Genomic DNA, 26,683 nt, shown 5'->3' with positions numbered 1-26,683 from the left:
GCCGGTCATACAGCCAGCAACTGCGTTCAATCGTCCATATCTCGACCGCTCAATAAGCGGCTGATCATCTCCATTGAAAAACCGCGATAGCTCAGGAAACGCCCTTGCTTTGCACGCTCCCTGGCATCTATCGGAAGATGGCCGGAAAACTTGCGCCGCCAGGTGTCTTCCAACTGCGCCTGCCAGCTGATACCGCACTCGCGCAAGGCAAGGTCGATGTCAGCACGCTGCAGGCCGCGCTGGCTCAGTTCTTCACGAATGCGCGCAGGGCCGTAGCCGGAACGTGCTCGGTAGGAGACAAAACTTTCGAGGTAGCGCGATTCGGAGAGCAACCCCTCTTCCGTCAAACGGTCGAGGGCAGCTTCAATCATCTCGGGCTCCGCGCCGCGCTGACGCAGTTTACGCGTCAGCTCGACTCGACCATGCTCGCGTCGAGCGAGCAGGTCCATCGCGGTGCGCCGAACGGCGACGAGTGTATCGAGTACAACTGTCATCGTTTGCTTCAGATGTCAGTGTCGGCTTCTTCCACTTCTTCAACCGGCTCGCGGTTGGCGGCAGCTTTCACGTCTGGCGCCGGGGTCAGCAGCTTGTCGCGAATCTGCTTTTCAAGCGTGGCAGCGATGTCCGGGTTGTCCGCCAGGAACTTGGCCGAGTTGGCCTTGCCTTGACCGATCTTGCTGCCGTTATAGGCATACCAGGCACCGGATTTCTCGACAAAACCGTGCAAAACACCCAGGTCGATCATCTCGCCGTTCAGGTAGATACCCTTGCCGTAGAGAATCTGGAACTCGGCCTGACGGAAAGGCGGGGCCACTTTGTTCTTCACGACTTTGACGCGGGTTTCGCTACCCACAACCTCGTCACCTTCCTTCACCGCGCCGGTACGGCGGATATCCAGACGGACCGAAGCGTAGAACTTGAGCGCGTTACCACCGGTGGTGGTTTCCGGGCTGCCGAACATCACGCCGATCTTCATACGAATCTGGTTGATGAAGATCACCAGGCAGTTGGCGTTCTTGATGTTACCGGTGATTTTACGCAGCGCCTGGGACATCAAACGGGCTTGCAGGCCAACGTGCATGTCGCCCATTTCGCCTTCGATTTCAGCCTTGGGTACCAGGGCTGCCACGGAGTCAACCACAATCACGTCGATGGCGTTGGAGCGCACCAGCATGTCGGTGATCTCCAGGGCTTGCTCGCCGGTGTCCGGCTGGGAAACCAGCAGGTCGTCAACGTTGACGCCCAGTTTGCCGGCGTACTCTGGGTCCAGGGCGTGCTCGGCGTCGACGAACGCACAGGTGGCGCCCATTTTCTGCGCCTGGGCGATCACCGACAGGGTCAGGGTAGTTTTACCGGAAGATTCAGGACCATAGATTTCAACGATACGGCCTTTTGGCAAGCCGCCAATGCCGAGCGCGATGTCCAGACCCAGAGAGCCAGTGGAAATAGCCGGGATCGCCTGACGGTCGTGATCGCCCATACGCATTACGGCACCCTTGCCGAATTGACGTTCGATCTGACCCAGGGCCGCAGCCAAGGCTTTCTTCTTGTTGTCGTCCATTAAAGTCCTCACGTAATCAATAAGGCCTGACGGCCAACACCTGTATAAGTAGACAGTATTGTTCCACAAAGAACGGAGATCGCCTACCCCTGATTGTCTATTTCTGCTGCAGCTCGTCGCAACAAGCCCTCCAGCGCGGCCTTTACCGTTCGTCGGCGGACCTCGTCGCGGTTGCCGGGAAAGTGCGCAAGCTCGGCAGTGACCTCATCGCCCACGCCAAAAGCCAGCCATACGGTGCCCACCGGCTTGTCGGGCGAACCGCCGTCAGGCCCGGCGATACCGCTGACGGCCACGGCGAAGCGGGCCAGGCTTTTTTTCTGCGCGCCACGGACCATTGCCTCCACCACTTCACGGCTGACGGCGCCCACCTTTGAAAACAATGTTTCCGGCACATTCAACTGCCAGGTTTTCTGCCGATTGGAATAGGTCACATAGCCCGCCTCGAACCACGCCGAACTCCCTGGAATCTGTGTGATCGCTTCTGCGATACCGCCGCCGGTGCAGGACTCGGCAGTGGTGACATGGGCGTTGAGCACCTGTAGACGGCGGCCCAGGTCAGCGGCCAGTTGAGTGATTTCCTTCACGGTCATCTCCAGAGAGGGGGCGGGTTTTGCCTACCCTACAGGAGCCAATCACACGTGCAAGTGACGGAGTGTCTCAAGAAGCTAGCGAGCGACGGCGTGCACATAGGCCTGGCAGGCCCGCAACGCGATCAAGGCGTTATCACCGTCGTCGGTGATGCGGATAATTCGCTGAGCATGCGCCGGGTCAAGTCGGGCTCGCGCGGCTGCATGAACCACGCTGCCGGCGCCGGTGGCGGCTGGCACTGCACAGCCACTGGAGGCGTCGAGAAGGACTGACAGCCGTACATCAGCAGTGGCCAGGCGGTCGCGCAGAGCCGCTTGATGACGTTGGGCATCGATCAACTCCCGGGCATGTCGTATGTCGCTGGCAGTGAGCTGTTGCTCAAGGGCCAGCCGTTGGTCTTGCGCGAACTGTTGCTGATGCAGAGCGGCCTGGATCTGTGTTACCGACAAATGTTCAATCCGCGCCGAGTACCGCCATGCCTGCACCTGCCAGACAACCGCCACCAGCAGGCCTATGCCGATCAGCCGGCACACACCTAGGAAACGCATAACACCGCCTTCGCCCGCGCCCACAGCCGCAGGCGATCCTCCAGCCCATTGAGCCCACCGTTGATGCGCCGCGTAATGGCAGTGAACTGCCCCTTGTCGGCCAGCTCGTTCAGGCCATTGCTCTGCCAGAACCAGCCAGCCGACGCGGCGGCCCATTGGGGCAGCTCGAGCAGCATCGGCTCGCGCAACAAACGATCATCGCCGAACAGTGCCCGGCTGCAGGCCAGATAATTGTGACTACCGGTAATCTGGATCAGCCCCCTGCCCCGGTATGCCTGGCCGTCGCCGTCGGCTTGCGGGGTATTCCCCAGGCGCGCGGCCAACGGGCCGGTGTCGTACCTGCTCAGGTACGCATCACTGCCCAGTTCGCGCACATGGCGCAACTCGGCGGATTCGTGGCCGACTTGGGCGAGGAAGGCGGCGATGCGTATCGGGCGGTCGATCTCGTAGCGAACGAACGCTGTATTCAGGGCGGTTAAAAAAATGCCCGCGCGCGTGGGCGCCAGGCATCACCTGAAGCAGTTGGGGGAGCGTCATGAGCATGGGTTTGACTCTTGGTGATCACGCCATCTTTGTAGGCAATGGTCGTCATTGGCACACCATCTGGTGGGTGTGTGCATCTGCGTGGCCGTGGAGCAACACCAGAGACCACCAAGCAACACAGTGCCGGTACCACCAAGCCACGCGAACACGCCAAGGGCCAGGTCGTTAGGATCCATCGTCACTTCATAGAGAAAAAGTGGCCGAGGTACGACCTGTGCAGATAAGCCAGCTCCAGCAGCACTCCCAGCTCGGAGCAATGGGTGTGGTGGAGACGAAAACGAAAAGGCCCCGCACAATGGCAAGGCCCTGAATAAGTGCGCGGCCTACGCCGCGCGTTGTTGCTTGAAAGTCTGCGTTTACGCAGAGCCGGATCTCTTCAGCGCGGCTTAGGCAACTGTGCCATCAGCGTTGAGATAGTCCCAAGTGACATTGATCTTGCGGTTGTAGTCATTACCCAACAGAAGATAAACCCCAAGCCCTGCCGGGACCATGAAAGGCTCGGTCCGACTCGTCGCAATGAATGCGATAGTTTTGCTGTTATCGAAGGTATCCGCTGGCGGTGTCGCACTCACCACCACAGTGTAAGCGGCGTTAAAATTCACGGTACGCAGAATCAATCCATGTACATTTTGTTCGGGGCCTACAAGCTTATGCGGGCCAAAGGCACCGTTAACGCTTACGTTTACAAATGTCTTGCCGATGGTTTGGATGTCCATGTTTTCACCTATTGAGTCGAATGAATTGTCGCGGAGGATTCCGCTTTCATGTCGCTCAAAGGCGATTGCTCGAGGATCTTGTCCTTCACATGATTCAGCGTCCCGCATCGGGAGCATTTGATCTGGAGCTCTGTAAACCCACCCGTACGGGCGAGAAGTCTTTTGCAGTTACCGCATCTGAATTCTTTCAACATCTGCAAGTCCGTTTATTTATCTGCCAAGCTCCCTCCCGCTCGTGGGAGCAGTGGGGGCCTTGGCTGGCTTGGAAGCTACTGTTGCGATCTGGCAGTATCGAGACCAGGCCGAGGCTATCCCGTAGCAATGCATTGCCTACTCCTGCAACGGGCGGTATTGGTCTGGATCGTCGATGTTCGTGACTTCCCAGCTGCGGGCAAACAGCGGTTTGCCGGTGGGATCGTCGAGCAGTGACGGGCCGAGGTAGAGGTTTTGGGTGAAGGAAACGGTCCAGGTGTCGTAGTCCGTTTCCGCGCCGATGAGGCCGAAGGGTGCCGCAACAATCGCGGTGGGCACGTCGCATTGGTCAGGTGGCAGACCCCAGCGGTTATCCAGGGCCAAGTCCATCAATTGGCTGGCCAGGTCGCAGGCGTCAAACGGTGCCGACGCCCTGGCGACCATGGCCCTGAGCGAGACCGACAACGCATGTGCCTTGCGCCCTGCGAGGGAGCGAACGCCCGGACCGTTGCGCTCAACGCTGATCAAAATGCCGGTGTTATCCGCCGTGCTGGAAAAGTCCTGGTGATTGCCCACCCGCAGTTGCGGGAACGCGCTCTTCAGTGCAACCCCAATAGCCATCGGCAGTTGCGAAGGTTTTTCGAGAAGTGTCATTTGCTTGCATCCTTGCAGCGGTTACTGCTGATCCGGGCGGGAGGTTGGGGCCTCGTTGACCCCGACGCGCTTGGCCGCCCAGCGTTCATAAAGGCCGATGGCCACGTCGGCGCCGGCCATGGCGGTCAGGCAACCAATGGCGCCGGCGGTCCAGATCGACATGCCGGCGGCGTAACACAGCATCAGGGCCGAAACCCCGCAGACCATGCACGCCCCAGACCTGAGCGCCAGGCGCCGAATCAGCGACCAGCCACGGGCCCCCTCCTTGTCGGCGCGCCACATCTCGCCGGAAACTCCGCCAATCAAAGCCAATATGATGACCAGCCAGATAGGCATTTCCGCTAACGCTTGTTGTTCGTTTGTCATGTCACGCCTCCTGGCTGAGCACTGAATAGTCCGTTTTTCAATTACACACACTTCGATAGGTAGGCATTCCAAAAAGCCCGGTAGCCCGGGCTTTTCAGTAATGATGTCCTCGGTCTTTCGGCGCTACTGGCGCGGTATGGACCTTTCCTTGATGTTTTTCCGACCACGATCCCTGTCTGCCGGATAACTGCTTCTGGTGCTTTACGCTGCACACCCGGGTCAGTTGCCAACCCTCTGAACCGTTGAGGCCGGTTCATCGCTGCCTGTTTTTAACGCGGTACAACTAAAGAGCGTCGGCGTCCTTGCCGGTGTTGCCTTGGCATCCTTGCCATCGCTTCGATGGCGTCCATGCCGATATTGCGTGCCTTCCTTGTCTTCCCTGGCAGCATCCTTGCCGCCTCCACCAGGCCTTGTTGGCTGGCTTGAGATGGAGAATAGGACTGTATAAACATACAGTCAATGCATAAATGCATTTATTTCAGAAAATAAATGCACCCGTGCAATTTTAGCGTTTCAGCCGCGGGGTTGAGGTTCTTACAGACGAAAAAAAGCCTGCTCGTTGGCAGGCTTTGTCTTACAGAAAAAGGTTAACGCGCGTACATGCCCCACCAGAACACATGGCCAAGAATGCTGATCTGCTCATCCTGGATATCCTGGAAGCTGTAGTCCTCATCCGGGTGCTCTTCGCGGTTGAAACTGCGCAGGCGAATCCCGGAGGGCAGGCGATAGAGCTGTTTCACGCGCAACTGGCCATTGTGATTGATCGCATACAAATCGCCATCAACGATGTCACCGATCGCACTCTTACCCGCATTCACGCCGACGGTTGCGCCATCGCGCAGCACCGGCAACATGCTATTGCCGCGTACCGTCACACACTTGGCCTGGTCGAACTGCACCCCGTTATGCCGCAGGCTGCGCTTTCCAAAACGCAGGCTGGCCTTCTCGCTTTCCTCGATGACGAATCTTCCTGATCCAGCAGCCAATTCAACCTCACGCAGAAAGGGGATCGACACCTCGTCGTCATTCACGGGGGTGTCGTCGTCCCACAGGCTTATGTCCTTGAGCTCCGAATGCATCGGGTCGCGACCGTCATCCCTCAAAGCGCCCACCACCACGCGCCCGCGCAGTTGGTCGGTGCTTACGCGAAAGTACTCGGCAATGCGGGAGATGTGCTTGTCCGACGGATCAACGATCTTGCCGCTGAGGATCCGGGACAGCGTGGATTGAGGCACGCCGGTACGCCGGTGAAGCTCCGTTGGGGAGATCCGGTCGCGGTCCAGCAGTTCTCTTAAGACGATAGAAACATTGCGTTTTTGCATAATGTGGATAGTGACGGGAGATTTGCGGGTTGGCAAATGCTGATTTGCATATTTATGCATTTGGTAGGCCCATTTATGCTCGGGTGTGCATTGCTGGGCATAGATATCTACACAAATCCCGGTCATTAGATCGTTCCCACGCTCCGCGTGGGAATGCAGCCAGGAACGCTCCGCGTCCCGCCGTGCAGCTGAGGACTTACAAGTGACGCAGAGCGTCACAGGATGCGTTACCACGCGGAGCGTGGGAACGATCGATATGCCTATTTCCTCGGTTGCACCCATCCCACCATCACGCTAACCTCCCCCGGTCGCTGCAAATTCAGCGGCCGGGTGTGAGAACCCGAGCAAATCAAGGCGCAAAGCGCCCAAGAACCCTATCGCGGCGTTTTTTTTCGTCTGCGATATCGTTTTATGGCGGCTGTGCGTGGGAGACCTTCGGGTCTACCGGTTGCCTTGATTGCCGGTTTCTCACCCTGCGCACAGCTGCCACCCAAACCTGTGAGAAGGTTCGTGGCAGTTCCTCAAATCAAGGAGCTTTCACTTATGTGCTTCTACGTTCACCGCACCAAACGGGATCACCGGTCTTGGTTCGTTTCCTCCGTATTCGGAGGTGTTGTATGAATGATGCGCAAGACTTAACCACCCTCGGCGTCACCCCCTTCTCCTTTCACTCCGACCAACCTCTGTTCCGCGTCAACGGCGGCGTTTCCCTGCACGAAGCCCTGCATCACGCCTCCGACCTCCTGCACGTCGCCAAGCAACTCGCAGAAGACGCGGCGATGACCAAAGAGACGGATCGCTACGCCTGGGCATCGCATTACTTGCAGGAGATGGTCAAGGCGGTGGTTGATGATGTGGTGAAGGTGTTGGATTCGCCCGGTAACACTCAGTAATCCGCGAAGGTAAAAAGAGCAGGCGACCGCAAACCTGTGGCGAGGGAGCTTGCTCCCGTTGGGCTGCGTAGCAGACCCATTTTTTGGGGCCGCTGCGCGCCCCAGCGGGAGCAAGCTCCCTCGCCACAGTTACGGTGCTCTTCCTTAAGTGATTGGTATTCGGGCGGCACCACTTTTGTGTTTTAGCTGGCCATCTGCGACCTGCGAAGCCCCGACCTCGCGTGTTAACCTTGCCGCCATCGCAAAAAATGCTGGGCCAAGCGCCCCCTTTGCCCCATCACTTTCAACGAATTTGCCTACTATCCAATGAGTAAAAACACCTCCGATCTGTCCTCCCATACGCCAATGATGCAGCAGTACTGGCGCCTCAAGAACCAGCACCCTGATCAGTTGATGTTCTATCGCATGGGCGACTTCTACGAGATCTTCTATGAGGACGCGAAGAAGGCCGCCAAGTTGCTGGACATCACCCTGACAGCGCGGGGGCAGTCGGCGGGGCAGTCGATTCCGATGTGTGGGATTCCTTACCACTCGCTGGAAGGTTACCTGGTCAAGCTGGTGAAGCTGGGCGAGTCGGTGGTGATCTGTGAGCAGATCGGCGATCCGGCGACGAGCAAAGGGCCGGTGGAACGTCAGGTGGTGCGCATCATTACGCCGGGGACGGTGAGTGATGAGGCGCTGCTGGATGAGCGTCGCGATAACCTGATCGCTGCGGTGTTGGGCGATGAGCGTTTGTTCGGGCTTTCGGTGCTGGATATCACCAGTGGTAATTTCAGCGTGCTGGAGATCAAGGGCTGGGAGAATCTGCTGGCGGAGCTGGAGCGCATCAACCCGGTGGAGTTGTTGATTCCGGATGATTGGCCGAAGGATTTGCCGGCAGAGAAACGCCGTGGGACCAAGCGTCGTGCGCCGTGGGATTTCGAGCGTGACTCGGCGTTGAAGAGTCTGTGCCAGCAGTTCTCGGTGCAAGACCTGAAGGGTTTCGGTTGCGAAACCCTGACCCTGGCCATCGGCGCCGCCGGTTGCCTGCTCGCCTATGCGAAAGAGACACAGCGCACCGCTCTGCCGCATTTGCGCAGCCTGCGGCATGAACGTCTGGACGATACGGTGGTGCTCGATGGTGCCAGCCGTCGCAATCTGGAGCTGGATACCAACCTGGCGGGCGGGCGCGACAACACCCTGCAGTCGGTGGTCGACCGTTGCCAGACCGCCATGGGCAGCCGCTTGCTGACGCGTTGGCTGAACCGTCCTTTGCGAGACTTGACGGTACTGCAAGCGCGCCAGACTTCCATTACCTGCCTGCTGGACGGCTATCGCTTTGAAAAGCTGCAGCCACAGCTCAAGGAAATCGGCGATATCGAGCGCATCCTGGCGCGGATCGGCTTGCGTAACGCGCGCCCGCGTGACCTGGCGCGTCTGCGCGATGCCCTTGGCGCCTTGCCGCAGCTGCAAGTAGCGATGACCGAGCTGGACACGCCGCACCTGCAACAGCTCGCTGTCACGGCCGGCACTTACCCGGAACTGGCGGCGCTGCTGGAAAAAGCCATCATCGACAACCCGCCAGCGATCATCCGTGACGGTGGTGTATTAAAGACAGGCTATGACAGTGAACTGGATGAACTGCAATCGCTGAGCGAAAACGCCGGGCAGTTCCTGATTGATCTGGAAGCCCGCGAAAAAGCCCGTACCGGCCTTGCTAACCTGAAAGTCGGCTACAACCGCGTGCATGGCTACTTTATCGAGTTGCCGAGCAAGCAGGCCGAGTCGGCGCCTGTCGACTATCAACGTCGCCAGACGCTCAAGGGCGCCGAGCGTTTTATCACGCCGGAGCTCAAGGCATTTGAAGACAAGGCGCTGTCGGCCAAGAGCCGCGCCCTGGCGCGGGAGAAGATGCTCTACGAGGCCTTGCTCGAGGGCCTGATCAGCCGCCTGGCGCCGTTGCAGGACACCGCCGCGGCCCTGGCCGAACTGGACGTGCTGAGCAACCTGGCCGAACGCGCGCTGAACCTGGACCTGAACTGCCCACGCTTTGTCAGCGAGCCGTGCATGCGCATCGTGCAGGGTCGTCACCCCGTCGTGGAGCAGGTGCTGACCACGTCGTTCGTCGCCAACGACCTGTCGCTGGACGACGATACCCGCATGCTGGTGATCACCGGTCCCAACATGGGCGGTAAATCCACTTACATGCGTCAAACCGCTTTGATTGTGTTGCTGGCGCATATCGGCAGCTTCGTGCCGGCGGCCAGTTGCGAGCTGTCGCTGGTGGACCGCATTTTTACCCGGATCGGCTCCAGCGATGACCTGGCCGGTGGCCGCTCCACCTTTATGGTGGAAATGAGCGAAACCGCCAATATTCTGCACAACGCCACCGAGCGCAGCCTGGTGCTGATGGACGAAGTGGGCCGTGGCACCAGCACCTTCGACGGCCTCTCCCTGGCTTGGGCGGCGGCGGAGCGTCTGGCGCACTTGCGTGCCTATACGCTGTTCGCAACCCACTACTTCGAGCTGACCGTGCTGCCGGAGAGCGAGCCCCTGGTGGCCAACGTGCACCTCAACGCCACCGAGCACAACGAGCGCATCGTGTTCCTGCACCACGTGCTGCCGGGGCCCGCGAGCCAGAGTTACGGCCTGGCCGTGGCGCAACTGGCCGGTGTGCCGAACGACGTGATCCTGCGTGCACGCGAGCACCTGAGCCGCCTGGAAACCACCGCCCTGCCCCACGAAACCGTGGTCGCCAGCCCGAAGAAAGCCAGCAACAAACCCGCCGCGCCGCATCAGAGCGATATGTTCGCCAGCCTGCCCCACCCGGTGCTGGATGAGTTGGCAAAGCTTGACCTGGACGACTTGACACCGCGCAAAGCGCTCGAAATGTTATATGCACTGAAGACTCGGATATAACGCAGACGCTTGCAAGCTGGTAGACTCTCGCGCGGTTTGGGATGCTGCGGGCTTTTAGCCTGGCCTGCAGACTATCGCTCCCGAACCTCGCGAGCCCTGCCACAAAGGGTTTCGCTGCCGCCGCCTGAGGAGAAAATTAGAAATGACCTTCGTCGTCACCGACAACTGCATCAAGTGCAAGTACACCGACTGCGTAGAAGTGTGTCCGGTGGACTGCTTCTACGAAGGCCCGAATTTCCTGGTTATCCACCCGGATGAGTGCATCGACTGCGCCCTGTGTGAACCAGAATGCCCGGCCGTTGCGATTTTTTCCGAGGACGAAGTGCCTGCGGGCATGGAGCAGTTCATTCAGTTGAACGTCGAGCTGGCGGAGATCTGGCCGAACATCACGGAAAAGAAAGACCCGTTGCCGGATGCGGCAGAGTGGGACGGCAAGCCAGGCAAGATCGCGCACCTCGAGCGCTGACAGCATCGCAGCCCTCAAAAAAGCCCCTTGCGGGCTTTTTTGCATTTCTGGGGCAGGCGTTCACTTTTCTACAGGCAAAAAAAAGGGGCGGTTTGACCCGCCCACATTTTTTCCCTAGTCCCTTTGTTCCTTTTCATCGTCCTGATGAATCGCATCCCGCGATATTCCTTGAACCATCGTTCCGTGATGGCCGTGTCAATCCGTGGACACAGGGCTGATGTTAGAGAGTTCCATGGGAAGTACAACGGGATCCAACTTGGCGACTGACAAGCTTTCCCGCTATAAGCGCATTAATTAATTGTTATATTTCAAAAGGATAGAAAACTCTCCCAATAAATCGGGACGTCCCTGGCGGGTAAAAAAACCGATCGCTTACGATAAAGTAAGCGAATGCTTACACGACTAACTGCGCAATCGCGTCACGCCTGCCCTTTGGCCGTCTTCCAGGTATGAAAAAGCCCCGACTTAGTCGAGGCGCTTTCCCTGCACGGCCCTCAGTCGTCGCTGACAGTAATGGTCGGCATTGCCGGTGCGGCAGCTTCCTGAAGTACGATCCGCGCGCCCACGTGGCGGGCCAGTTCCTGGTACACCATGGCGATCTGACCATCGGGCTCTGCCGCCACGGTCGGCTTGCCGCTGTCGGCCTGCTCACGAATCGACATCGACAACGGTAAAGACGCCAACACCTCAACACCGTATTGGGTTGCCAGCTTTTCGCCGCCGCCCTCGCCGAACAGATGCTCGGCATGCCCGCAATTGGAGCAGATATGCACCGCCATGTTCTCGACCACGCCCAACACCGGGATGTTGACCTTGCGGAACATCTCCACGCCTTTTTTGGCGTCGAGCAGTGCCAGGTCCTGTGGTGTGGTCACGATCACCGAGCCGGCTACCGGGACTTTCTGCGCCAGGGTCAGCTGGATATCACCGGTGCCCGGCGGCATGTCGATCACCAGGTAATCCAGGTCGCCCCAGGCGGTCTGGGTAACCAGTTGCAGCAAGGCGCCGGAAACCATCGGCCCGCGCCAGACCATCGGCGTGTTTTCATCGGTGAGGAAGGCCATCGACATCACTTCCACGCCCAGGGACTCGATAGGCACGAACCACTTCTGGTCCTTGATCTTCGGCCGTGTGCCCTCGGCGATGCCGAACATCACGCCTTGGCTCGGGCCGTAGATATCGGCGTCGAGAATGCCCACGCGCGCGCCCTCGCGGGCCAGGGCCAGGGCCAGGTTGGCCGCGGTGGTGGACTTGCCGACGCCGCCCTTGCCGGACGCAACCGCCACCACGTTCTTGACGTTGGCCAGGCCAGGGATCTGCGCCTGGGCCTTGTGCGCGGCGATCACGCAGTGGATGTCGACCTTGGCCGCCCCGACGCCGTCGAGGCCTTCGATGGCCATTTGCAGCATCTGCGCCCAACCGTTCTTGAACAGACCGGCGGCGTAGCCCAGCTCCAGCTGGACCGAGACCTGGTCGCCCTGGACTTCGATGGCGCGCACACAGCCGGCACTGACCGGGTCCTGGTTCAAATAAGGGTCGGTGTATTGGCGAAGAACGGCTTCCACCGCTGCGCGAGTGACGGCGCTCATGGGCTACTCCCGAAAAAAGACTGACTGAAACAGGCGGCTATCCTAACCGTTCCAGCGGTCCAAAGGCATGCTTTCGCAGGTTCGGAAGATTCGGAAACAGCGCCACGGGGTGAAATATATCCGCTGGCGCTTTATAGTGGCCGACCTCCGTTTCATCAAGTAGCCGAGCCCCATGTCCGAGCCACGCAAGATCCTCGTCACCAGCGCCCTGCCCTATGCCAATGGTTCCATCCATCTTGGCCATATGCTTGAGTACATCCAGACCGATATGTGGGTGCGCTTCCAGAAGCATCGCGGCAATCAATGCATTTATGTCTGCGCGGACGACGCCCACGGTTCGGCCATCATGTTGCGCGCCGAAAAGGAAGGCATCACTCCGGAACAACTGATCGCCAATGTGCAGGCTGAACACAGCGCCGACTTCGCCGAGTTCCTGGTGGAGTTCGACAACTTCCACTCCACCCACTCCGACGAAAACCGCGAGCTGTCGAGCCAGATCTACCTGCGGTTGAAAGAAGCCGGGCACATCGACCAGCGTTCGGTGACCCAGTATTTCGACCCGGAAAAGAAGATGTTCCTGGCCGACCGCTTCATCAAGGGCACCTGCCCCAAATGCGGCACCGAAGACCAGTACGGCGACAACTGCGAAAAATGCGGCGCGACCTACGCCCCGACCGACTTGAAGGACCCGAAGTCGGCGATCTCCGGCGCCACTCCGGTGCTGAAGGACTCGCAGCACTTCTTCTTCAAGCTCCCGGATTTCCAGCAAATGCTGCAAACCTGGACGCGCAGCGGCACCTTGCAGGACGCCGTGGCCAACAAACTCGCCGAATGGCTCGACAGTGGCCTGCAGCAGTGGGATATCTCCCGTGATGCGCCATATTTCGGCTTCGAGATCCCGGGCGAGCCGGGCAAGTATTTCTATGTGTGGCTGGATGCGCCGATCGGCTACATGGCCAGCTTCAAGAACCTGTGCGATCGCACGCCGGACCTGGACTTCGACGCGTTCTGGGGCAAAGACTCCAGCGCCGAGCTGTATCACTTCATCGGCAAGGACATCGTCAACTTCCACGCCTTGTTCTGGCCGGCGATGCTCGAAGGTTCAGGCTACCGCAAGCCAACCGCCATCGCCGTGCACGGTTACCTGACGGTCAACGGCCAGAAGATGTCCAAGTCCCGTGGCACCTTTATCAAGGCGCGCACTTACCTGGACCACCTGTCGCCGGAATACCTGCGCTATTACTACGCCTCCAAGCTGGGCCGTGGCGTCGACGACCTCGACCTGAACCTGGAAGACTTCGTACAGAAGGTCAACTCGGACCTGGTCGGCAAAGTCGTCAACATCGCCAGCCGTTGCGCCGGGTTTATCCACAAGGGCAACGCCGGTGTACTGGTGGCCGAAAACGCCGCGCCGGAACTGACCGACGCTTTCCTGGCCGCCGCGCCAAGCATCGCAGACGCCTATGAAGCCCGCGACTTCGCCCGCGCCATGCGCGAGATCATGGGCCTGGCCGACCGCGCCAACGCCTGGATCGCCGACAAGGCCCCGTGGTCGCTGAACAAGCAGGAAGGCAAGCAGGACGAAGTGCAGGCGATCTGCGCCACGGGTATCAACCTGTTCCGTCAATTGGTGATCTTTCTCAAGCCGGTACTGCCGTTGCTGGCCGCCGATGCCGAGGCATTCCTCAATGTCGCGCCGCTGACCTGGAACGATCACGCCAGCTTGCTCGGCAACCATCAACTGAACGCGTTCAAGCCGCTGATGACCCGTATCGACCCGGTAAATGTCCAGGCCATGACCGACGCTTCGAAAGAAGACCTGATTGCCAGCCAGACCGATACCGGCTCGGCTGCGCCGGCGGGCAATGGTGAGCTGGCCAAGGATCCGATCTCCCCGGAGATCGACTTTGATGCGTTTGCCGCCGTGGACCTGCGCGTGGCGCTGATCGTCAAGGCCGAAGCCGTCGAGGGCGCCGACAAGTTGCTGCGCCTGACACTCGACATCGGTGATGAGCAACGCAACGTGTTCTCCGGGATCAAGAGCGCTTATCCGGACCCGTCCAAGCTCGATGGTCGCCTGACCATGATGATCGCCAACCTTAAGCCACGGAAAATGAAATTCGGTATTTCCGAAGGCATGGTCATGGCGGCCGGGCCGGGCGGCGAAGAGATCTACCTGCTGAGCCCTGACAGCGGCGCCAAGCCGGGTCAACGTATCAAGTAACCTGCAAGGTCTGTGGTTGTGGTTGTGGTTGTGGCGAGCGGGCTTCTTGTGGCGAGCGGGCTTGCCCCGCGTTGGGTCGCGAAGCGGCCTGGAACCTAGAGTCCGCGGTTGACCTGAAAAATACTTACTGGGGCTGCTCCGCAGCCCAACGCGGGGCAAGCCCGCTCGCCACAGAAGCCCATTTGCCACAGAAGACCGCTTGCCATAAGAAGCCCGTTCGCCACATTTAGGCCCTGTTTATTTAACCGGCATGCCATGATCACTTCATGAACCTGATTCAACGCATCGACGCGCTCCTGCCGCAGACCCAGTGCGGCAAGTGCGGGCACCCGGGCTGCAAGCCATACGCCGAAGGCATTGCCCAAGGCGAGGCCATCAACAAATGCCCGCCCGGCGGGCAGGAAACCATCGCCAGCCTGGCGCAACTGCTGCGCCTGCCGGTGCTTGAGTTGGACACGTCCCGTGGCGAAGCGCCCGCGCAGGTGGCCTATATTCGTGAAGCCGAATGCATCGGCTGCACCAAGTGCATCCAGGCGTGCCCGGTGGATGCCATCGTTGGTGCCGCCAAGTTGATGCACACGGTGATCATGGACGAGTGCACCGGCTGCGACCTGTGCGTCGCGCCGTGCCCGGTGGACTGCATAGAGATGCGCCCACTGGCGACTATTATCCCGATCGTCGGCGGCCTGGCGAGCAACGACCGCGAGCGCCATGAGCGTGGCGTCAAGCGCGACCGTGCACGGCGGCGTTTCGAGCAGCGCAACGCGCGCCTGCAGCGTGAAGACGCGCACAAACTCGCCGAACGCCTGGCCCGCGCCCAACGTTCGGTGCCGGCGGCACCGATCCACCTGGACGCGGCGCAAGCAGACCAGGATGCAGCAGTCAAAAAAGCCAAGGTCACTGTGGCAATGAGCCGTGCGCAATTGCACAAGTCACTGAAAGCGTTTGGGCATCCACCGACTTTCGAGCAACAGTCGCAATTAATCCTACTGCAACAACTATTCGAGGCAGCGGAGCAGGCGCTGGCGGCGCTGGAAGTGAACAGCGCACCGGCAGTACCGCTGTCGCCCGGTACCAGCGGCGACCTCAAGCGCGCAAAAATCCAGTTGGCGATGCGCCGAGCCGAACTGAAAAAAGCCCAGGATCAACAGGCCGCCCCGCAGCAATTGGCGCAAGCGCAACACAGGCTTGACGAAGCCCTGCGCCTGGTCGATGCCCATGACTCCACAACCCTGAATACCCGCTGAATTCGCATTCAAGCTGACCGCTTGTGCAAGGAACCGACCGCCCGATGAACGCCGCAAAACGCCTGGAAATTTTCCGCAGATTTCACGAAGACAATCCGGAACCCAAGACCGAACTGGCTTATTCCTCGCCGTTCGAGTTGCTGATTGCGGTGATCCTCTCGGCCCAGTCCACAGACGTCGGCGTCAACAAGGCCACGGCGAAGCTGTATCCGGTGGCGAACACGCCCGAAGCAATCTATGCCCTGGGTGTGGAAGGGCTGTCGGAATATATCAAGACCATCGGCCTGTATAACAGCAAGGCCAAGAACGTTATCGAAACCTGTCGTCTGCTGATCGAACTGCATGGCAGCGAGGTGCCGCAAACCCGTGAAGCCCTGGAAGCGCTGCCGGGCGTTGGACGTAAAACCGCCAACGTGGTGCTCAACACCGCGTTCCGGCAATTGACCATGGCCGTGGACACCCACATCTTCCGGGTAAGCAACCGCACCGGCATTGCCCGTGGCAAGAACGTGGTAGAGGTGGAGAAGCAGCTGATGAAGTTCGTACCCAAGCCCTACCTGCTCGATTCCCACCACTGGCTGATCCTTCACGGGCGCTACGTTTGCCAGGCACGCAAGCCGCGTTGCGGCAGCTGTCGCATCGAAGATCTGTGCGAATACAAGGACAAGACCTCCGACGATTGAGGAAGCATTGGTTTTTTCGATCTACCGATTGAAAAAATCTTTTTTACCAGATCATGGATTATCGTTATAAGGGGCGCCAACGGCAGTCTTAGCCCGGAGTGAACCTTATGAGCACTGGCAAGGAACAACTGGAAGTGGAAGACGACCTCGTCGAGTCGGACGACGATGTGGTCGAGGCCCCCGTGGTAGAGGTCGCCAAGACCAATCTGAGCAAACGCCGCACCATCGACAATCTGCTGGAAGAACGACGCTTGCAAAAACAACTGGCCGATTACGACTTCGATCTCTGATTCGAGCGGTCGACGGCCGGAAGCCTCCCTCACGGAGGCTTTTTTCTGCCGGTCATGCAGGCATTGCGCGGTGCAGGACCTCGTCTATACCAAGCCGTTACGCTGGGCCAATTCAATCAGGTCTACGAGAGAGCGGGCGTTGAGCTTGAGCAGCAGGCGCGTCTTGTAGGTACTGACGGTCTTGTTGCTGAGGAACATGCCGTCGGCGATCTCCTTGTTGGTCCTGCCCCGAGCCAATTGCTGCAATACCATCATTTCCCGACCTGATAGACGCTCGACCATATCGGCCTCGCTGGCATTGCCCATGGTGGAGCGTACCGAATTGAGCGCCTGGTTCGGGAAGTAACTGTACCCCGACAGGACGGCCTTGATCGCGCTCAGCAGCTCGGTCAGGTCCTGTTGCTTGCACACGTAGCCCGCCGCGCCCGCCTGCATGCAACGCATGGAAAAATGACCAGGCGCCTGGGAGGTAAGCACCAGCACCTTGAACGGCGCGGGTTGTTTGGTGGAAGACAGCCGGCAAATAACTTCCAGGCCATCAAGTTTGGGAATCCCGATATCCAGTATGACAATGTCCGGCATATGCTCCCGTGCAAGTTGCAACGCATCGACACCGTTATCGGTCTCGGCAACGACCTCATAACCATGACGTTCCATTAGCATACGCACAGCAAGACGAATGACGGGATGATCATCCACGATCAGCACTTTATTCATGAGAAAGTCCAATTTCGCTGTTCGAATTATTTAGAGCAAGCACAATAGCCTAGTCGTTTCCTAGTTGGCATAGCGTTCCCCCCCAAGCAACAGCAAGCAGAGACCCACCCCACAGCGATAAAGGAAATGCCCTACAAAAAAACGCCATCCCGGAAGTATTCCTTTTTATGGATCCTTTCAGACCTTTCCGGGGGCTTACATATTTTGAGTGAAATATCCCAGGCACAGGAGGGGCTGGGTAAACGTGCCGCACATAACTCTCAGGAAATGCCCCTTGCCTCAGGTGTCCGGCCGAGAAAACCGATAAGGGAAATCCGTTTGCTTCAGTTCCATTAAACATATTCAATTACATCCTTAATTCCTACAGACGGTTCAGCTATTTATATATTCGCTGCACTTGCAAGAGTGAATTTTCTGTAAGACCAGTTCCTACATAGATGTAAAAAATTCATTCCCCCTACAAACTTTTATCAACAATTCATTCAAATCCAGCTGTTGATAAGGTCTTGAAAAAACATCAACGCATGTTTAAGCGCAATAAACATCGCTAACCGCTGAAAACCGTGCAAAAAAAAGGCCCCTTCGAAAAGGGGCCATTCTTTACCGCAGGCTGAAACTTAGAACAACGAGCGGCCTTTGTTGGCCGCGATGCGCATGCGCAACGCGTTCAACTTGATAAAGCCTGCTGCGTCCGCCTGGTTGTAGGCGCCGCCGTCTTCTTCGAAGGTGGCGATGTTGGCATCGAACAGCGAGTCATCGGACTTGCGACCGGTCACGATCACATTGCCCTTGTACAGCTTGAGCCGCACAACGCCGTTCACGTGAGCCTGCGAGGCGTCGATCATCTGCTGCAGCATGAGACGCTCAGGGCTCCACCAGTAGCCGGTGTAGATCAGGCTGGCGTACTTGGGCATCAGCTCATCCTTGAGGTGAGCCACTTCGCGGTCCAGAGTGATGGACTCGATTGCGCGGTGGGCGCGCAGCATGATGGTGCCGCCCGGGGTTTCGTAGCAGCCGCGGGACTTCATGCCCACGTAACGGTTCTCGACGATGTCGAGGCGGCCGATACCGTGTTCGCCACCGATGCGGTTCAGGGTCGCCAGCACGGTGGCCGGGGTCATTTCGACGCCGTCCAGCGCGACGATGTCACCGTTGCGGTAGGTCAGTTCAAGATACTGCGGCTTGTCGGGAGCGTTCTCCGGGGAGACGGTCCATTTCCACATGTCTTCTTCGTGCTCGGTCCAGGTGTCTTCCAGCACGCCGCCTTCATAGGAGATGTGCAGCAAGTTGGCGTCCATCGAGTACGGGGACTTCTTCTTGCCGTGGCGCTCGATCGGGATGGCGTGCTTTTCAGCGTAGTCCATCAGCTTTTCACGGGACAGCAGGTCCCATTCACGCCAGGGGGCAATCACTTTCACGCCGGGTTTGAGCGCGTAGGCACCCAGTTCGAAACGCACCTGGTCGTTGCCCTTGCCGGTGGCGCCATGGGAAATGGCGTCGGCGCCGGTTTCGTTGGCGATTTCGATCAGGCGCTTGGCGATCAGCGGACGTGCGATGGAGGTACCCAGCAGGTACTCGCCTTCGTAGACGGTGTTGGCGCGAAACATCGGGAAAACGAAATCGCGGACGAATTCTTCGCGCAGGTCGTCAATGTAGATCTCTTTCACGCCCATGGCTTGCGCCTTGGCACGTGCAGGTTCGACCTCTTCGCCCTGACCCAGGTCAGCGGTGAAGGTCACCACTTCACAGTTATAAGTATCCTGCAGCCACTTGAGGATCACCGAAGTGTCCAGGCCGCCGGAATACGCGAGAACGACCTTGTTTACGTCGGCCATGCCATCACTCCACGGGGTTGTACGGAAAGCCGTCGATTCTACCGACCAAAACCGTGAATTTACAGGGGCGCGACAGCAAATGAAGATAAAGCGACAGATTATGTCAAGCGAGCGACCGGTGCGCGCCGGTTATGACGTATGCGCGGGGTTGCTTGGGCCGGCAGCCTGAGGCGCCGGTTTCTCGGGGGCTGCCACGCGTTCAAGCTGAATGTTTACGCGACGGTTGCGCGCCCGGTTGGCCGCGTTGGTGTTGGGCGCCAGCGGATAGCTCTCGCCATGAAAGCGCAGGGTGACCTGGGATTCCTGGATGCCGTTGGCCTTGAAGTAGTCCATCACCGCCAACGCACGGCGCCGCGAGACATCGCGATTGCTCAGGCGGTTGCCGCTATTGTCTGAATGGCCATTGAGTTCGATATGGTTGACGGTGGGATCGGCTTTCATGAACGCCACGATCACATCCAGTTTCTTCTTGGCTGCGGCGTCCAGCTCGATACCGCCCCCCGGGAAACCGACCTCGGTCTGTTTGACCTGGTCGTAATTCATCGGCAGCAGCTTGGTGGTGCACTGTTGGTAGTCGTTGTAAGCCTTGTTGAATTTGACCGGCAACAGGCGGATTTCCGAGTAGCCCCCTTCACGCCCGTAGTGTCGGACGGTTGGGCTACGCCCTTCCAACAGCCCCATGAACAGCCGCCCGGCCTGGGCCTGGGAGCTGTTGAACAAGACGTCGCCACTGCCGGCGCGCACGGCGCCGAGGTTGATATCACCTCGGCCCGGCTGCCAAGGGGCGGCGGCGGCCAGCAAGGTGGCCGAGCCTGTACCCAGCGAGCCGTTATAGGCTTTGAGACGAAACGTCGCCTGCTCACCGGCCCGGCGCACGAACTCACCCGAACCGAAGTCGGTGATCGGCTGGGTCAGGCGGCACTCGAACTGGTCGCCTTCCACCTTCCACTCAATATTCTCCAGACGTGTCTGGAACGTGAGGGCCATCGCAGGCAGGCTGGCGAACACACTGAGCAGGGCTAGATAATGCTGGCGCACGGGAGGCTCCACTGGTTGCTACAACACTTCAAAGCGTCATACATCGATAAGGCATACCCCCTGCTATCGGTCGTATCCTGCAAAACTTGATAGCGAGTGCCTGCAAGAGTCTTTTCCGGTAGCATTCCCACCAGATTGACCCGCCTGGAATCCCCAATGTCCGACCGCCTGACCCTGCTGCGTCCCGACGACTGGCATATTCATCTTCGCGATGGTGCTGCGTTACCCCACACCGTGGCCGATGTCGCGCGCACCTTTGGCCGCGCCATCATCATGCCAAACCTGGTACCTCCGGTGCGTAACGCCGAGCAAGCCGATGCCTATCGCCAGCGGATCCTCGCTGCACGACCGGCCGGCAGCCGCTTCGAACCGCTGATGGTGCTCTACCTCACCGACCGCACCCAGCCTTCGGAGATTCGCGAGGCCAAGGCCAGCGGCTTCGTGCATGCCGCCAAGCTGTACCCGGCCGGCGCGACCACCAACTCCGACTCCGGCGTGACCAGTATCGACAAGATCCTGCCGGCCATCGAAGCCATGGCCGACGTCGGCATGCCGCTGCTGATCCACGGTGAAGTCACCCGTGGCGATGTCGACGTGTTCGATCGCGAGAAGCTTTTCATCGACGAACATATGCGCCGGTTGGTCGAGTTGTTCCCGGCCCTCAAGGTGGTATTCGAGCACATCACCACGGCCGATGCCGTGCAGTTCGTGACCGAGGCCTCGGCCAACGTCGGTGCGACCATCACCGCGCATCACCTGTTGTACAACCGCAACCACATGCTGGTGGGCGGGATTCGGCCGCACTTCTATTGCCTGCCAATCCTCAAGCGCAACACCCACCAGGTGGCGTTGCTGGAGGCCGCGACCAGCGGCAATCCGAAATTCTTCCTCGGCACCGACTCCGCGCCCCACGCCCAACACGCCAAGGAAGCCGCGTGTGGCTGCGCCGGCTGCTACACCGCCTTTGCGGCGATCGAGCTGTATGCCGAAGCGTTCGAACAGCGTAACGCCCTGGACAAGCTCGAGGGTTTCGCCAGCCTCAACGGCCCGCGTTTCTATGGCCTGCCGGCGAACACCGACCGCATCACCCTGGTTCGTGAAGACTGGACCGCCCCCGCCAGCCTGCCCTTTGGCGAGCTGACCGTTATCCCGCTGCGCGCCGGTGAAACACTGCGCTGGCGCCTGCTGGAGGAAAGCAAGTGAGTGAAGACCATTACGACGACGAACAAGAGCATAACGGTGGCGGTTCCCGTCACCCGATGGCCGAGCGATTTCGCGGTTATCTGCCGGTTGTCATCGACGTAGAAACCGGTGGTTTCAATTGCGCCACCGACGCGCTGCTGGAAATCGCCGCGACCACCATCGGCATGGACGAACAAGGTTTCGTGTTCCCGGAACACACCCACTTCTTCCGCGTCGAGCCGTTCGAAGGCGCCAACATCGAAGCGGCCGCCCTGGAGTTCACCGGGATCAAGCTCGATCACCCCCTGCGCATGGCGGTGAGTGAAGAAGCGGCGCTGACCGATATCTTCCGGGGTGTGCGCAAGGCGTTGAAGGCCAATGGCTGCAAACGCGCGATCCTGGTCGGCCACAACAGCAGTTTCGACCTTGGCTTCCTGAATGCCGCCGTGGCGCGGCTGGACATGAAGCGCAACCCGTTTCATCCGTTCTCCAGCTTCGACACCGCCACCCTCGCCGGCCTGGCGTATGGCCAGACCGTGCTGGCGAAAGCCTGCCAGGCGGCCGGGATCGACTTCGACGGTCGTGAAGCCCACTCGGCCCGCTACGACACCGAGAAGACCGCCGAGCTGTTCTGCGGCATCGTCAATCGCTGGAAGCAGATGGGCGGCTGGGAAGATTTCAACGACTGAAATCCCAGGCATAAAAAACCCGGCTCAGCGCCGGGTTTTTTATGCCTCGAATTCGGCTTACAGCTTGCCGGCGTTCTCGGTCAGGTAGGCCGCAACACCTTCGGTGGAAGCGGTCATGCCCTTGTCGCCTTTTTTCCAGTTGGCAGGGCAGACTTCGCCGTGCTCTTCGTGGAATTGCAGGGCGTCGACCAGACGGATCAGCTCTTCCATGTTACGACCCAGTGGCAGGTCGTTGATGATCTGGGAGCGAACCACGCCCTTGTCGTCGATCAGGAACGCGCCACGGAACGCCACGCCGCCTTCGGACTCAACGTCGTAGGCCTTGGCGATGTCGTGCTTCATGTCGGCCGCCATGGTGTATTTGACTTTGCCGATGCCGCCATCATTGATGGCGGTGTTGCGCCAGGCGTTATGGGTGAAATGGGAGTCGATGGAAACGGCGACCACTTCGACGTTGCGCGCCTTGAAATCGTCCATGCGGTGGTCCAGAGCGATCAGCTCCGAAGGGCAGACGAAGGTGAAGTCCAGCGGGTAGAAGAACACCAGGCCGTATTTGCCTTTGATGGCTTCGGACAGTTTGAAGCTGTCAACGATTTCGCCATTGCCGAGAACGGCGGGTACATCGAAATCCGGGGCTTGTTTGCCGACGAGTACGCTCATTGGGTATCTCCTGATGCAGGGGTGACGATTGAAGTAAAAGGACCGGCCCCGAGTCTGCCGTTTATAAGCGACAGCCCTGTGACGCAGTCACGCTTCGTGAAGATCGACCATCATACACTGAAAAAACCGTTCGTCAGTGCGGGCGCTTTGCCAGCGAATACCTTGCGAATCTACTTTGACAATCATTCTCGTTAACATTAAGATCCAACGCACTCAAGCCTTAAACCGCGACGGTTCTCCCTATGTATGTGTGCCTGTGTACCGGCGTCACCGACGGACAAATCCGCGAAGCAATCTACGAAGGTTGCTGCAGCTACAAGGAAGTACGTGAAACCACCGGCGTTGCCAGCCAGTGCGGTAAATGTGCTTGCCTGGCCAAACAAGTGGTACGGGAAACCCTGACGCAGCTGCAGACAGCCCAGGCCGCGCTCCCCTATTCAACAGAATTTACGCACGCCTGATTCGTGTGTTTTAAAGAACCGGACTGGGTGTCCGGTTTTTTTATGCCTGAAATTCAATTAGTTAGCGTCAAGACGCGGAACACAAACATTCTTATTCCGATTAATTTTCATTTATTATTCAATAACTTAGGTTTGACACTAAGGATTTCGCCGCTCAAACTCCGCCTTATACACAGCGATTACAGGGCAGGACCCCAGTCATGAAAGGCGACATCTCAGTCATCCAGCAACTCAATAAAATCCTTGCCAATGAACTGGTCGCGATCAATCAGTACTTTTTGCATGCGCGCATGTACGACGATTGGGGCCTGGAAAAGCTCGGCAAGCGCGAATACAAAGAATCCATCAAGGCCATGAAGGATGCTGACGCGCTGATCAAGCGCATCCTGTTCCTGGAAGGCCTGCCGAATGTGCAGGACCTGGGCAAGCTGAACATCGGCGAGCACACCCAGGAAATGCTCAGCAGCGACCTGGGTTTTGAGCGCAAGAGCCACAGCGACCTCAAGGCCGCCATTGCTCACTGCGAAGTGACCAAGGACTTTGGCAGCCGTGAACTGCTGGAAGATATCCTGGAAGACCAGGAAGAACATATCGACTGGCTGGAAACCCAGTTGGGCCTGATCGACAAGATCAGCCTGGAAAACTACCTGCAGTCACAGATGGGCGAATAACTCTCAGGCAACAGGTACAAAAAAGCCCCGCCCTCTTACGAGGAGCGGGGCTTTTTATTGCATTCGGATCACGCGTCAGTCTTGGCTGCCGCTTTCACCGCTGCATCTTTGATCAGCGCCTGCAACGAACCATCAGCGGCCATTTCAGTGATGATGTCGCTACCGCCGACCAGCTCGCCCGCTACCCACAGTTGCGGGAACGTTGGCCAGTTGGCGTATTTCGGCAGATTGGCGCGGATCTCAGGGTTTTGCAGGATATCCACATAAGCGAACTTCTCGCCACACTGCATCACAGCCTGGGAAGCCTTCGCGGAGAAACCGCACTGAGGAGCGTTTGGCGCGCCTTTCATGTAAAGCAGAATGGTGTTGTTGGCAATCTGCTCTTTGATCGTTTCGATGATATCCATGGAACACCTCGGCTGGAACTTTGCGACTCACAGGTCGGCACGGTGGCGCATTGTAACGCAAAATTCCAGCCGGGTGCTCAGGCGGCTGCTACCTGTACGGGAACGCCGTTCAATGCGGCGTTGCCCGACAACTCGTCCAATTGCCGCTCGTCGGTCAAGTCATTGGCACTGGCGCCTGGCTGTTCGCTGGCAATCGTCATCCGCACGCCTGGGCGGCCATGCCCCCAACCATGGGGCAGGCTGACGACGCCAGGCATCATCTCCAGGCTGGCGACCACCTCTACCTCGATCATGCCGATGCGCGAACTGACACGCACGCGCTGGCCATCGCTCAACTGGCGGCTAGCCAGATCATCGGGATGCATCAGCAATTGATGCCGTGGCTTGCCCTTCACCAGCCGGTGATAGTTATGCATCCACGAATTATTGCTGCGCACATGGCGACGTCCGATCAGCAGCAGTTCATCAGCCATCGGCACCGGCTGCGCCGCAAAACGTACCAGATCGGCGAGGATCACCGCCGGCGCCGCTTGCACCTTGCCATCAGCGGTTTTCAAACGCGCCGCCAGGTTGGGCCGCAGCGGCCCCAGGTCCAGGCCGTGAGGGTAGTCCGCCAACTTCGCCACTGAGAGTTTATGGCTGGATGCATCACCGTAGGTACCGGCGCGCAGTCCGAAATCAATCATCTGCGCCGGGGGCATGGTCGGTTTGAGCGCAACACCGGTCTGCGCCGCAAACGCAGTGGCCAGGCCGACGAAGATCTCCCAGTCATGCAGCGCTCCCTCGGGCTTGGGCAATATCGCCCGATTGAACCGGGTGACGTTCCGCACCGCGAACATATTGAAGGTGGTGTCGTAGTGATCGTTTTCCAGCGCTGAGGTGGACGGCAGGATAAGGTCGGCATACCGCGTCGTCTCGTTGATATAGAGATCGATGCTGACCATGAACTCCAGGCCATCCAGGGCTTGCTCCAGTTGCCGGCCATTAGGCGTCGACAACACTGGATTGCCCGCGACCGTGACCAATGCGCGGATTTGCCCTTCGCCCCCGGTGAGCATTTCCTCAGCCAGGGCCGACACAGGCAACTCCCCGCCGTACTCCGGGCGCCCGGAAACCCGGCTCTGCCAGCGATTGAAATGTCCACCGCCGGTCGACGCCACCAAGTCCACGGCCGGTGTGGTGCACAGCGCACCGCCAACACGGTCCAGATTACCGCTCACCAGGTTGATCAATTGCACCAGCCAATGGCACAGCGTGCCGAACGCCTGGGTCGATACGCCCATGCGGCCGTAACACACAGCTTTATCGGCGGCAGCGAAGTCCCGCGCCAACTGGCGGATTTGCTCGGCAGGCACCGCACACTGGCGACTCATGGCCTCGGCGCTGAATCCGGCGATGGCGCGGCGGACATCATCCAGGCCTTCAACCGGCAGGTGGCTATCGCGGGTCAGGTTCTCCGTGAATAGGGTGTTGAGCACCCCGAACAACAGGGCCGCATCGCCGCCAGGGCGCACGAACAGGTGCTGGTCGGCCATTGCCGCGGTCTCGCTGCGCCGTGGGTCGACCACCACCACCTTACCGCCGCGGGCCTGGATCGCCTTGAGGCGCTTCTCCACATCGGGCACGGTCATGATGCTGCCGTTGGATGCCAGCGGGTTGCCGCCCAGGATCAACATGAAGTCGGTGTGGTCGATGTCCGGGATTGGCAGCAGCAGGCCATGGCCGTACATCAGGTGGCTGGTGAGATGGTGAGGCAATTGGTCTACCGAGGTCGCGGAAAAGCGATTGCGCGTCTTGAGCAAACCCAGGAAGTAATTGCTGTGGGTCATCAACCCGTAGTTGTGCACGCTGGGGTTGCCCTGGTACACCGCCACCGCATTCTGCCCATGGCGTGCCTGGATACCCGCCAGCCGTTCGGCCACCAGCGCAAAGGCCTCGTCCCATGCGATGGGCTGCCATTCATTGCCAACCCGCAACATCGGCTGATGCAGGCGGCCGGGATCGTTCTGGATGTCCTGCAGCGCGACGGCCTTGGGGCAGATGTGCCCTCGGCTGAAACTGTCCAGAGCGTCGCCTTTGATCGAGGTAATCGCCAGGCTGCCGTCTTCGGCCCTGGTAGTTTCCAGGGTCAGGCCGCAGATGGCTTCACACAGATGGCAGGCACGGTGGTGGAGAGTCTTGGTCATGGCCAGTCTCTTTATTGGGCTTTGGTCCCACTATGGGCCGCGGCCAGCCACGGCGCC

The 26,683-nt window shown here is 59.2% G+C and carries 27 protein-coding genes and 1 pseudogene; 11 read left to right on the top strand and 17 right to left on the bottom strand.

From position 1 onward, the window contains the following. Nucleotides 1–26: 26 nt before the first annotated feature. The 10 genes and pseudogenes from recX to BLL36_RS10850 form a co-directional block, all read right to left on the bottom strand. On the bottom strand, nucleotides 27–494 hold the full coding sequence (gene recX / locus BLL36_RS10895) for a recombination regulator RecX (RefSeq protein ID WP_076951425.1): 468 nt from the start codon (nucleotides 492–494) through the stop codon (nucleotides 27–29). Nucleotides 495–502: 8 nt separating this feature from the next. Then, on the bottom strand, nucleotides 503–1,561 hold the full coding sequence (gene recA / locus BLL36_RS10890) for a recombinase RecA (protein WP_048720087.1): 1,059 nt from the start codon (nucleotides 1,559–1,561) through the stop codon (nucleotides 503–505). Nucleotides 1,562–1,644: 83 nt separating this feature from the next. Further along, nucleotides 1,645–2,145, bottom strand: coding sequence for a CinA family protein (locus BLL36_RS10885; protein ID WP_076951471.1), 501 nt, complete (start codon nucleotides 2,143–2,145; stop codon nucleotides 1,645–1,647). Nucleotides 2,146–2,226: 81 nt separating this feature from the next. After that, nucleotides 2,227–2,697: a lysis system i-spanin subunit Rz gene (locus tag BLL36_RS10880; protein ID WP_076951424.1), complete on the bottom strand. Its 471-nt coding sequence runs from the start codon at nucleotides 2,695–2,697 to the stop codon at nucleotides 2,227–2,229. Then, a pseudogene (locus BLL36_RS10875) lies at nucleotides 2,685–3,240 on the bottom strand (glycoside hydrolase family 19 protein). The gene BLL36_RS10880 and the pseudogene BLL36_RS10875 overlap by 13 nt, the downstream one beginning before the upstream one ends. Before the next feature lie 386 nt (nucleotides 3,241–3,626). Further along, nucleotides 3,627–3,956, bottom strand: a complete 330-nt coding sequence (locus BLL36_RS10870) for a hypothetical protein (RefSeq protein ID WP_076951423.1) — start codon at nucleotides 3,954–3,956, stop codon at nucleotides 3,627–3,629. An 8-nt stretch (nucleotides 3,957–3,964) separates the two neighbouring features. Then, nucleotides 3,965–4,150 (bottom strand): zinc finger domain-containing protein, encoded by a 186-nt coding sequence (locus tag BLL36_RS10865; protein ID WP_083735276.1) that lies wholly within the window; start codon nucleotides 4,148–4,150, stop codon nucleotides 3,965–3,967. Nucleotides 4,151–4,286: 136 nt separating this feature from the next. After that, a complete protein-coding gene (locus BLL36_RS10860; RefSeq protein ID WP_076951421.1) occupies nucleotides 4,287–4,802 on the bottom strand; it encodes a hypothetical protein in 516 nt (171 codons plus the stop codon). Nucleotides 4,803–4,823: 21 nt separating this feature from the next. Beyond that, the gene (locus BLL36_RS10855; protein WP_076951420.1) at nucleotides 4,824–5,168 is read right to left on the bottom strand and encodes a phage holin family protein; all 345 of its coding nucleotides are present in this window, start codon (nucleotides 5,166–5,168) and stop codon (nucleotides 4,824–4,826) included. 587 nt (nucleotides 5,169–5,755) lie between these two features. Then, a complete protein-coding gene (locus BLL36_RS10850) occupies nucleotides 5,756–6,490 on the bottom strand; it encodes a LexA family transcriptional regulator (protein WP_076951470.1) in 735 nt (244 codons plus the stop codon). 617 nt (nucleotides 6,491–7,107) lie between these two features. On the opposite strand from BLL36_RS10850, the gene BLL36_RS10845 reads away from it, so the two are divergent. The 3 genes from BLL36_RS10845 to fdxA all read left to right on the top strand — a co-directional run bounded on the left by BLL36_RS10845 (nucleotide 7,108) and on the right by fdxA (nucleotide 10,747). Next, nucleotides 7,108–7,383: a DUF3077 domain-containing protein gene (locus tag BLL36_RS10845; protein WP_076951419.1), complete on the top strand. Its 276-nt coding sequence runs from the start codon at nucleotides 7,108–7,110 to the stop codon at nucleotides 7,381–7,383. 306 nt (nucleotides 7,384–7,689) lie between these two features. Then, the gene (gene mutS / locus BLL36_RS10840; protein WP_076951418.1) at nucleotides 7,690–10,281 is read left to right on the top strand and encodes a DNA mismatch repair protein MutS; all 2,592 of its coding nucleotides are present in this window, start codon (nucleotides 7,690–7,692) and stop codon (nucleotides 10,279–10,281) included. 142 nt (nucleotides 10,282–10,423) lie between these two features. Next, entirely contained in the window at nucleotides 10,424–10,747 is a 324-nt protein-coding gene (gene fdxA, locus BLL36_RS10835) for a ferredoxin FdxA (RefSeq protein ID WP_076951417.1), read from the top strand. Nucleotides 10,748–11,241: 494 nt separating this feature from the next. Here fdxA and apbC read toward each other — a convergent pair whose 3' ends face one another. Next, nucleotides 11,242–12,336 (bottom strand): iron-sulfur cluster carrier protein ApbC, encoded by a 1,095-nt coding sequence (apbC, locus tag BLL36_RS10830; protein WP_076951416.1) that lies wholly within the window; start codon nucleotides 12,334–12,336, stop codon nucleotides 11,242–11,244. Nucleotides 12,337–12,508: 172 nt separating this feature from the next. Here apbC and metG point away from each other — a divergent pair, with 172 nt between their 5' ends. The 4 genes from metG to BLL36_RS10810 all read left to right on the top strand — a co-directional run bounded on the left by metG (nucleotide 12,509) and on the right by BLL36_RS10810 (nucleotide 16,780). Beyond that, entirely contained in the window at nucleotides 12,509–14,560 is a 2,052-nt protein-coding gene (metG, locus tag BLL36_RS10825) for a methionine--tRNA ligase (protein ID WP_076951415.1), read from the top strand. A 266-nt stretch (nucleotides 14,561–14,826) separates the two neighbouring features. Then, complete coding sequence (gene rsxB / locus BLL36_RS10820) at nucleotides 14,827–15,807, top strand: electron transport complex subunit RsxB (RefSeq protein WP_076951414.1); 981 nt, start codon at nucleotides 14,827–14,829, stop codon at nucleotides 15,805–15,807. Nucleotides 15,808–15,851: 44 nt separating this feature from the next. Beyond that, nucleotides 15,852–16,490: an endonuclease III gene (gene nth, locus BLL36_RS10815; protein ID WP_076951413.1), complete on the top strand. Its 639-nt coding sequence runs from the start codon at nucleotides 15,852–15,854 to the stop codon at nucleotides 16,488–16,490. A 107-nt stretch (nucleotides 16,491–16,597) separates the two neighbouring features. Continuing rightward, nucleotides 16,598–16,780, top strand: a complete 183-nt coding sequence (locus BLL36_RS10810; RefSeq protein WP_076951412.1) for a PA3496 family putative envelope integrity protein — start codon at nucleotides 16,598–16,600, stop codon at nucleotides 16,778–16,780. 84 nt (nucleotides 16,781–16,864) lie between these two features. Here BLL36_RS10810 and BLL36_RS10805 read toward each other — a convergent pair whose 3' ends face one another. From BLL36_RS10805 to BLL36_RS10795, 3 genes are all read right to left on the bottom strand, one after another. Beyond that, entirely contained in the window at nucleotides 16,865–17,497 is a 633-nt protein-coding gene (locus BLL36_RS10805; protein ID WP_010212736.1) for a response regulator transcription factor, read from the bottom strand. A gap of 617 nt (nucleotides 17,498–18,114) precedes the next feature. Continuing rightward, on the bottom strand, nucleotides 18,115–19,332 hold the full coding sequence (locus BLL36_RS10800) for an argininosuccinate synthase (protein ID WP_012722490.1): 1,218 nt from the start codon (nucleotides 19,330–19,332) through the stop codon (nucleotides 18,115–18,117). A 129-nt stretch (nucleotides 19,333–19,461) separates the two neighbouring features. Beyond that, nucleotides 19,462–20,370 carry a flagellar protein MotY gene (locus BLL36_RS10795; RefSeq protein WP_076951411.1) on the bottom strand — a complete coding sequence of 303 codons (909 nt, stop codon included), beginning with the start codon at nucleotides 20,368–20,370 and terminating at the stop codon, nucleotides 19,462–19,464. A gap of 156 nt (nucleotides 20,371–20,526) precedes the next feature. On the opposite strand from BLL36_RS10795, the gene pyrC reads away from it, so the two are divergent. Both pyrC and rnt read left to right on the top strand, forming a co-directional pair. After that, nucleotides 20,527–21,573 (top strand): dihydroorotase, encoded by a 1,047-nt coding sequence (gene pyrC / locus BLL36_RS10790; protein WP_076951410.1) that lies wholly within the window; start codon nucleotides 20,527–20,529, stop codon nucleotides 21,571–21,573. After that, nucleotides 21,570–22,241, top strand: coding sequence for a ribonuclease T (rnt, locus tag BLL36_RS10785; protein WP_076951409.1), 672 nt, complete (start codon nucleotides 21,570–21,572; stop codon nucleotides 22,239–22,241). The genes pyrC and rnt overlap by 4 nt, the downstream gene beginning before the upstream one ends. A 57-nt stretch (nucleotides 22,242–22,298) precedes the next feature. On the opposite strand, the gene BLL36_RS10780 is transcribed toward rnt, so the two are convergent. Next, nucleotides 22,299–22,901 carry a peroxiredoxin gene (locus BLL36_RS10780; protein WP_057724790.1) on the bottom strand — a complete coding sequence of 201 codons (603 nt, stop codon included), beginning with the start codon at nucleotides 22,899–22,901 and terminating at the stop codon, nucleotides 22,299–22,301. A gap of 242 nt (nucleotides 22,902–23,143) precedes the next feature. Between BLL36_RS10780 and BLL36_RS10775 the strand changes: the two genes are divergently transcribed. Continuing rightward, nucleotides 23,144–23,362: a bacterioferritin-associated ferredoxin gene (locus BLL36_RS10775; RefSeq protein ID WP_017526354.1), complete on the top strand. Its 219-nt coding sequence runs from the start codon at nucleotides 23,144–23,146 to the stop codon at nucleotides 23,360–23,362. 200 nt (nucleotides 23,363–23,562) lie between these two features. Beyond that, the gene (gene bfr, locus BLL36_RS10770) at nucleotides 23,563–24,033 is read left to right on the top strand and encodes a bacterioferritin (protein ID WP_076951408.1); all 471 of its coding nucleotides are present in this window, start codon (nucleotides 23,563–23,565) and stop codon (nucleotides 24,031–24,033) included. A gap of 68 nt (nucleotides 24,034–24,101) precedes the next feature. On the opposite strand, the gene grxD is transcribed toward bfr, so the two are convergent. Next, nucleotides 24,102–24,440: a Grx4 family monothiol glutaredoxin gene (gene grxD, locus BLL36_RS10765; RefSeq protein WP_076951407.1), complete on the bottom strand. Its 339-nt coding sequence runs from the start codon at nucleotides 24,438–24,440 to the stop codon at nucleotides 24,102–24,104. Between the two features lie 77 nt (nucleotides 24,441–24,517). Further along, nucleotides 24,518–26,626 carry a molybdopterin oxidoreductase family protein gene (locus BLL36_RS10760; protein WP_076951406.1) on the bottom strand — a complete coding sequence of 703 codons (2,109 nt, stop codon included), beginning with the start codon at nucleotides 26,624–26,626 and terminating at the stop codon, nucleotides 24,518–24,520. Nucleotides 26,627–26,683: the final 57 nt, after the last annotated feature.

Origin of the sequence: Pseudomonas cedrina subsp. cedrina (genome assembly GCF_001983175.1) — a bacterium.
Taxonomy (GTDB): domain Bacteria; phylum Pseudomonadota; class Gammaproteobacteria; order Pseudomonadales; family Pseudomonadaceae; genus Aquipseudomonas; species Aquipseudomonas cedrina.
The sequence above is the reverse complement of the archived record's forward strand: the minus strand, read 5'-3'. Positions and strand labels throughout refer to the sequence as shown.

Coding starts and splice junctions, on each gene's coding strand:
- recX (WP_076951425.1), bottom strand. CDS start 494: ATGACAGTTGTACTCGATACACTCGTCGCCGTTCGGCGCACCGCGATG.
- recA (WP_048720087.1), bottom strand. CDS start 1,561: ATGGACGACAACAAGAAGAAAGCCTTGGCTGCGGCCCTGGGTCAGATC.
- BLL36_RS10880 (WP_076951424.1), bottom strand. CDS start 2,697: ATGCGTTTCCTAGGTGTGTGCCGGCTGATCGGCATAGGCCTGCTGGTG.
- BLL36_RS10870 (WP_076951423.1), bottom strand. CDS start 3,956: ATGGACATCCAAACCATCGGCAAGACATTTGTAAACGTAAGCGTTAAC.
- BLL36_RS10865 (WP_083735276.1), bottom strand. CDS start 4,150: ATGTTGAAAGAATTCAGATGCGGTAACTGCAAAAGACTTCTCGCCCGT.
- BLL36_RS10860 (WP_076951421.1), bottom strand. CDS start 4,802: ATGACACTTCTCGAAAAACCTTCGCAACTGCCGATGGCTATTGGGGTT.
- BLL36_RS10855 (WP_076951420.1), bottom strand. CDS start 5,168: ATGACAAACGAACAACAAGCGTTAGCGGAAATGCCTATCTGGCTGGTC.
- BLL36_RS10850 (WP_076951470.1), bottom strand. CDS start 6,490: ATGCAAAAACGCAATGTTTCTATCGTCTTAAGAGAACTGCTGGACCGC.
- BLL36_RS10845 (WP_076951419.1), top strand. CDS start 7,108: ATGAATGATGCGCAAGACTTAACCACCCTCGGCGTCACCCCCTTCTCC.
- mutS (WP_076951418.1), top strand. CDS start 7,690: ATGAGTAAAAACACCTCCGATCTGTCCTCCCATACGCCAATGATGCAG.
- fdxA (WP_076951417.1), top strand. CDS start 10,424: ATGACCTTCGTCGTCACCGACAACTGCATCAAGTGCAAGTACACCGAC.
- apbC (WP_076951416.1), bottom strand. CDS start 12,336: ATGAGCGCCGTCACTCGCGCAGCGGTGGAAGCCGTTCTTCGCCAATAC.
- metG (WP_076951415.1), top strand. CDS start 12,509: ATGTCCGAGCCACGCAAGATCCTCGTCACCAGCGCCCTGCCCTATGCC.
- rsxB (WP_076951414.1), top strand. CDS start 14,827: ATGAACCTGATTCAACGCATCGACGCGCTCCTGCCGCAGACCCAGTGC.
- nth (WP_076951413.1), top strand. CDS start 15,852: ATGAACGCCGCAAAACGCCTGGAAATTTTCCGCAGATTTCACGAAGAC.
- BLL36_RS10810 (WP_076951412.1), top strand. CDS start 16,598: ATGAGCACTGGCAAGGAACAACTGGAAGTGGAAGACGACCTCGTCGAG.
- BLL36_RS10805 (WP_010212736.1), bottom strand. CDS start 17,497: ATGAATAAAGTGCTGATCGTGGATGATCATCCCGTCATTCGTCTTGCT.
- BLL36_RS10800 (WP_012722490.1), bottom strand. CDS start 19,332: ATGGCCGACGTAAACAAGGTCGTTCTCGCGTATTCCGGCGGCCTGGAC.
- pyrC (WP_076951410.1), top strand. CDS start 20,527: ATGTCCGACCGCCTGACCCTGCTGCGTCCCGACGACTGGCATATTCAT.
- BLL36_RS10780 (WP_057724790.1), bottom strand. CDS start 22,901: ATGAGCGTACTCGTCGGCAAACAAGCCCCGGATTTCGATGTACCCGCC.
- BLL36_RS10775 (WP_017526354.1), top strand. CDS start 23,144: ATGTATGTGTGCCTGTGTACCGGCGTCACCGACGGACAAATCCGCGAA.
- bfr (WP_076951408.1), top strand. CDS start 23,563: ATGAAAGGCGACATCTCAGTCATCCAGCAACTCAATAAAATCCTTGCC.
- grxD (WP_076951407.1), bottom strand. CDS start 24,440: ATGGATATCATCGAAACGATCAAAGAGCAGATTGCCAACAACACCATT.
- BLL36_RS10760 (WP_076951406.1), bottom strand. CDS start 26,626: ATGACCAAGACTCTCCACCACCGTGCCTGCCATCTGTGTGAAGCCATC.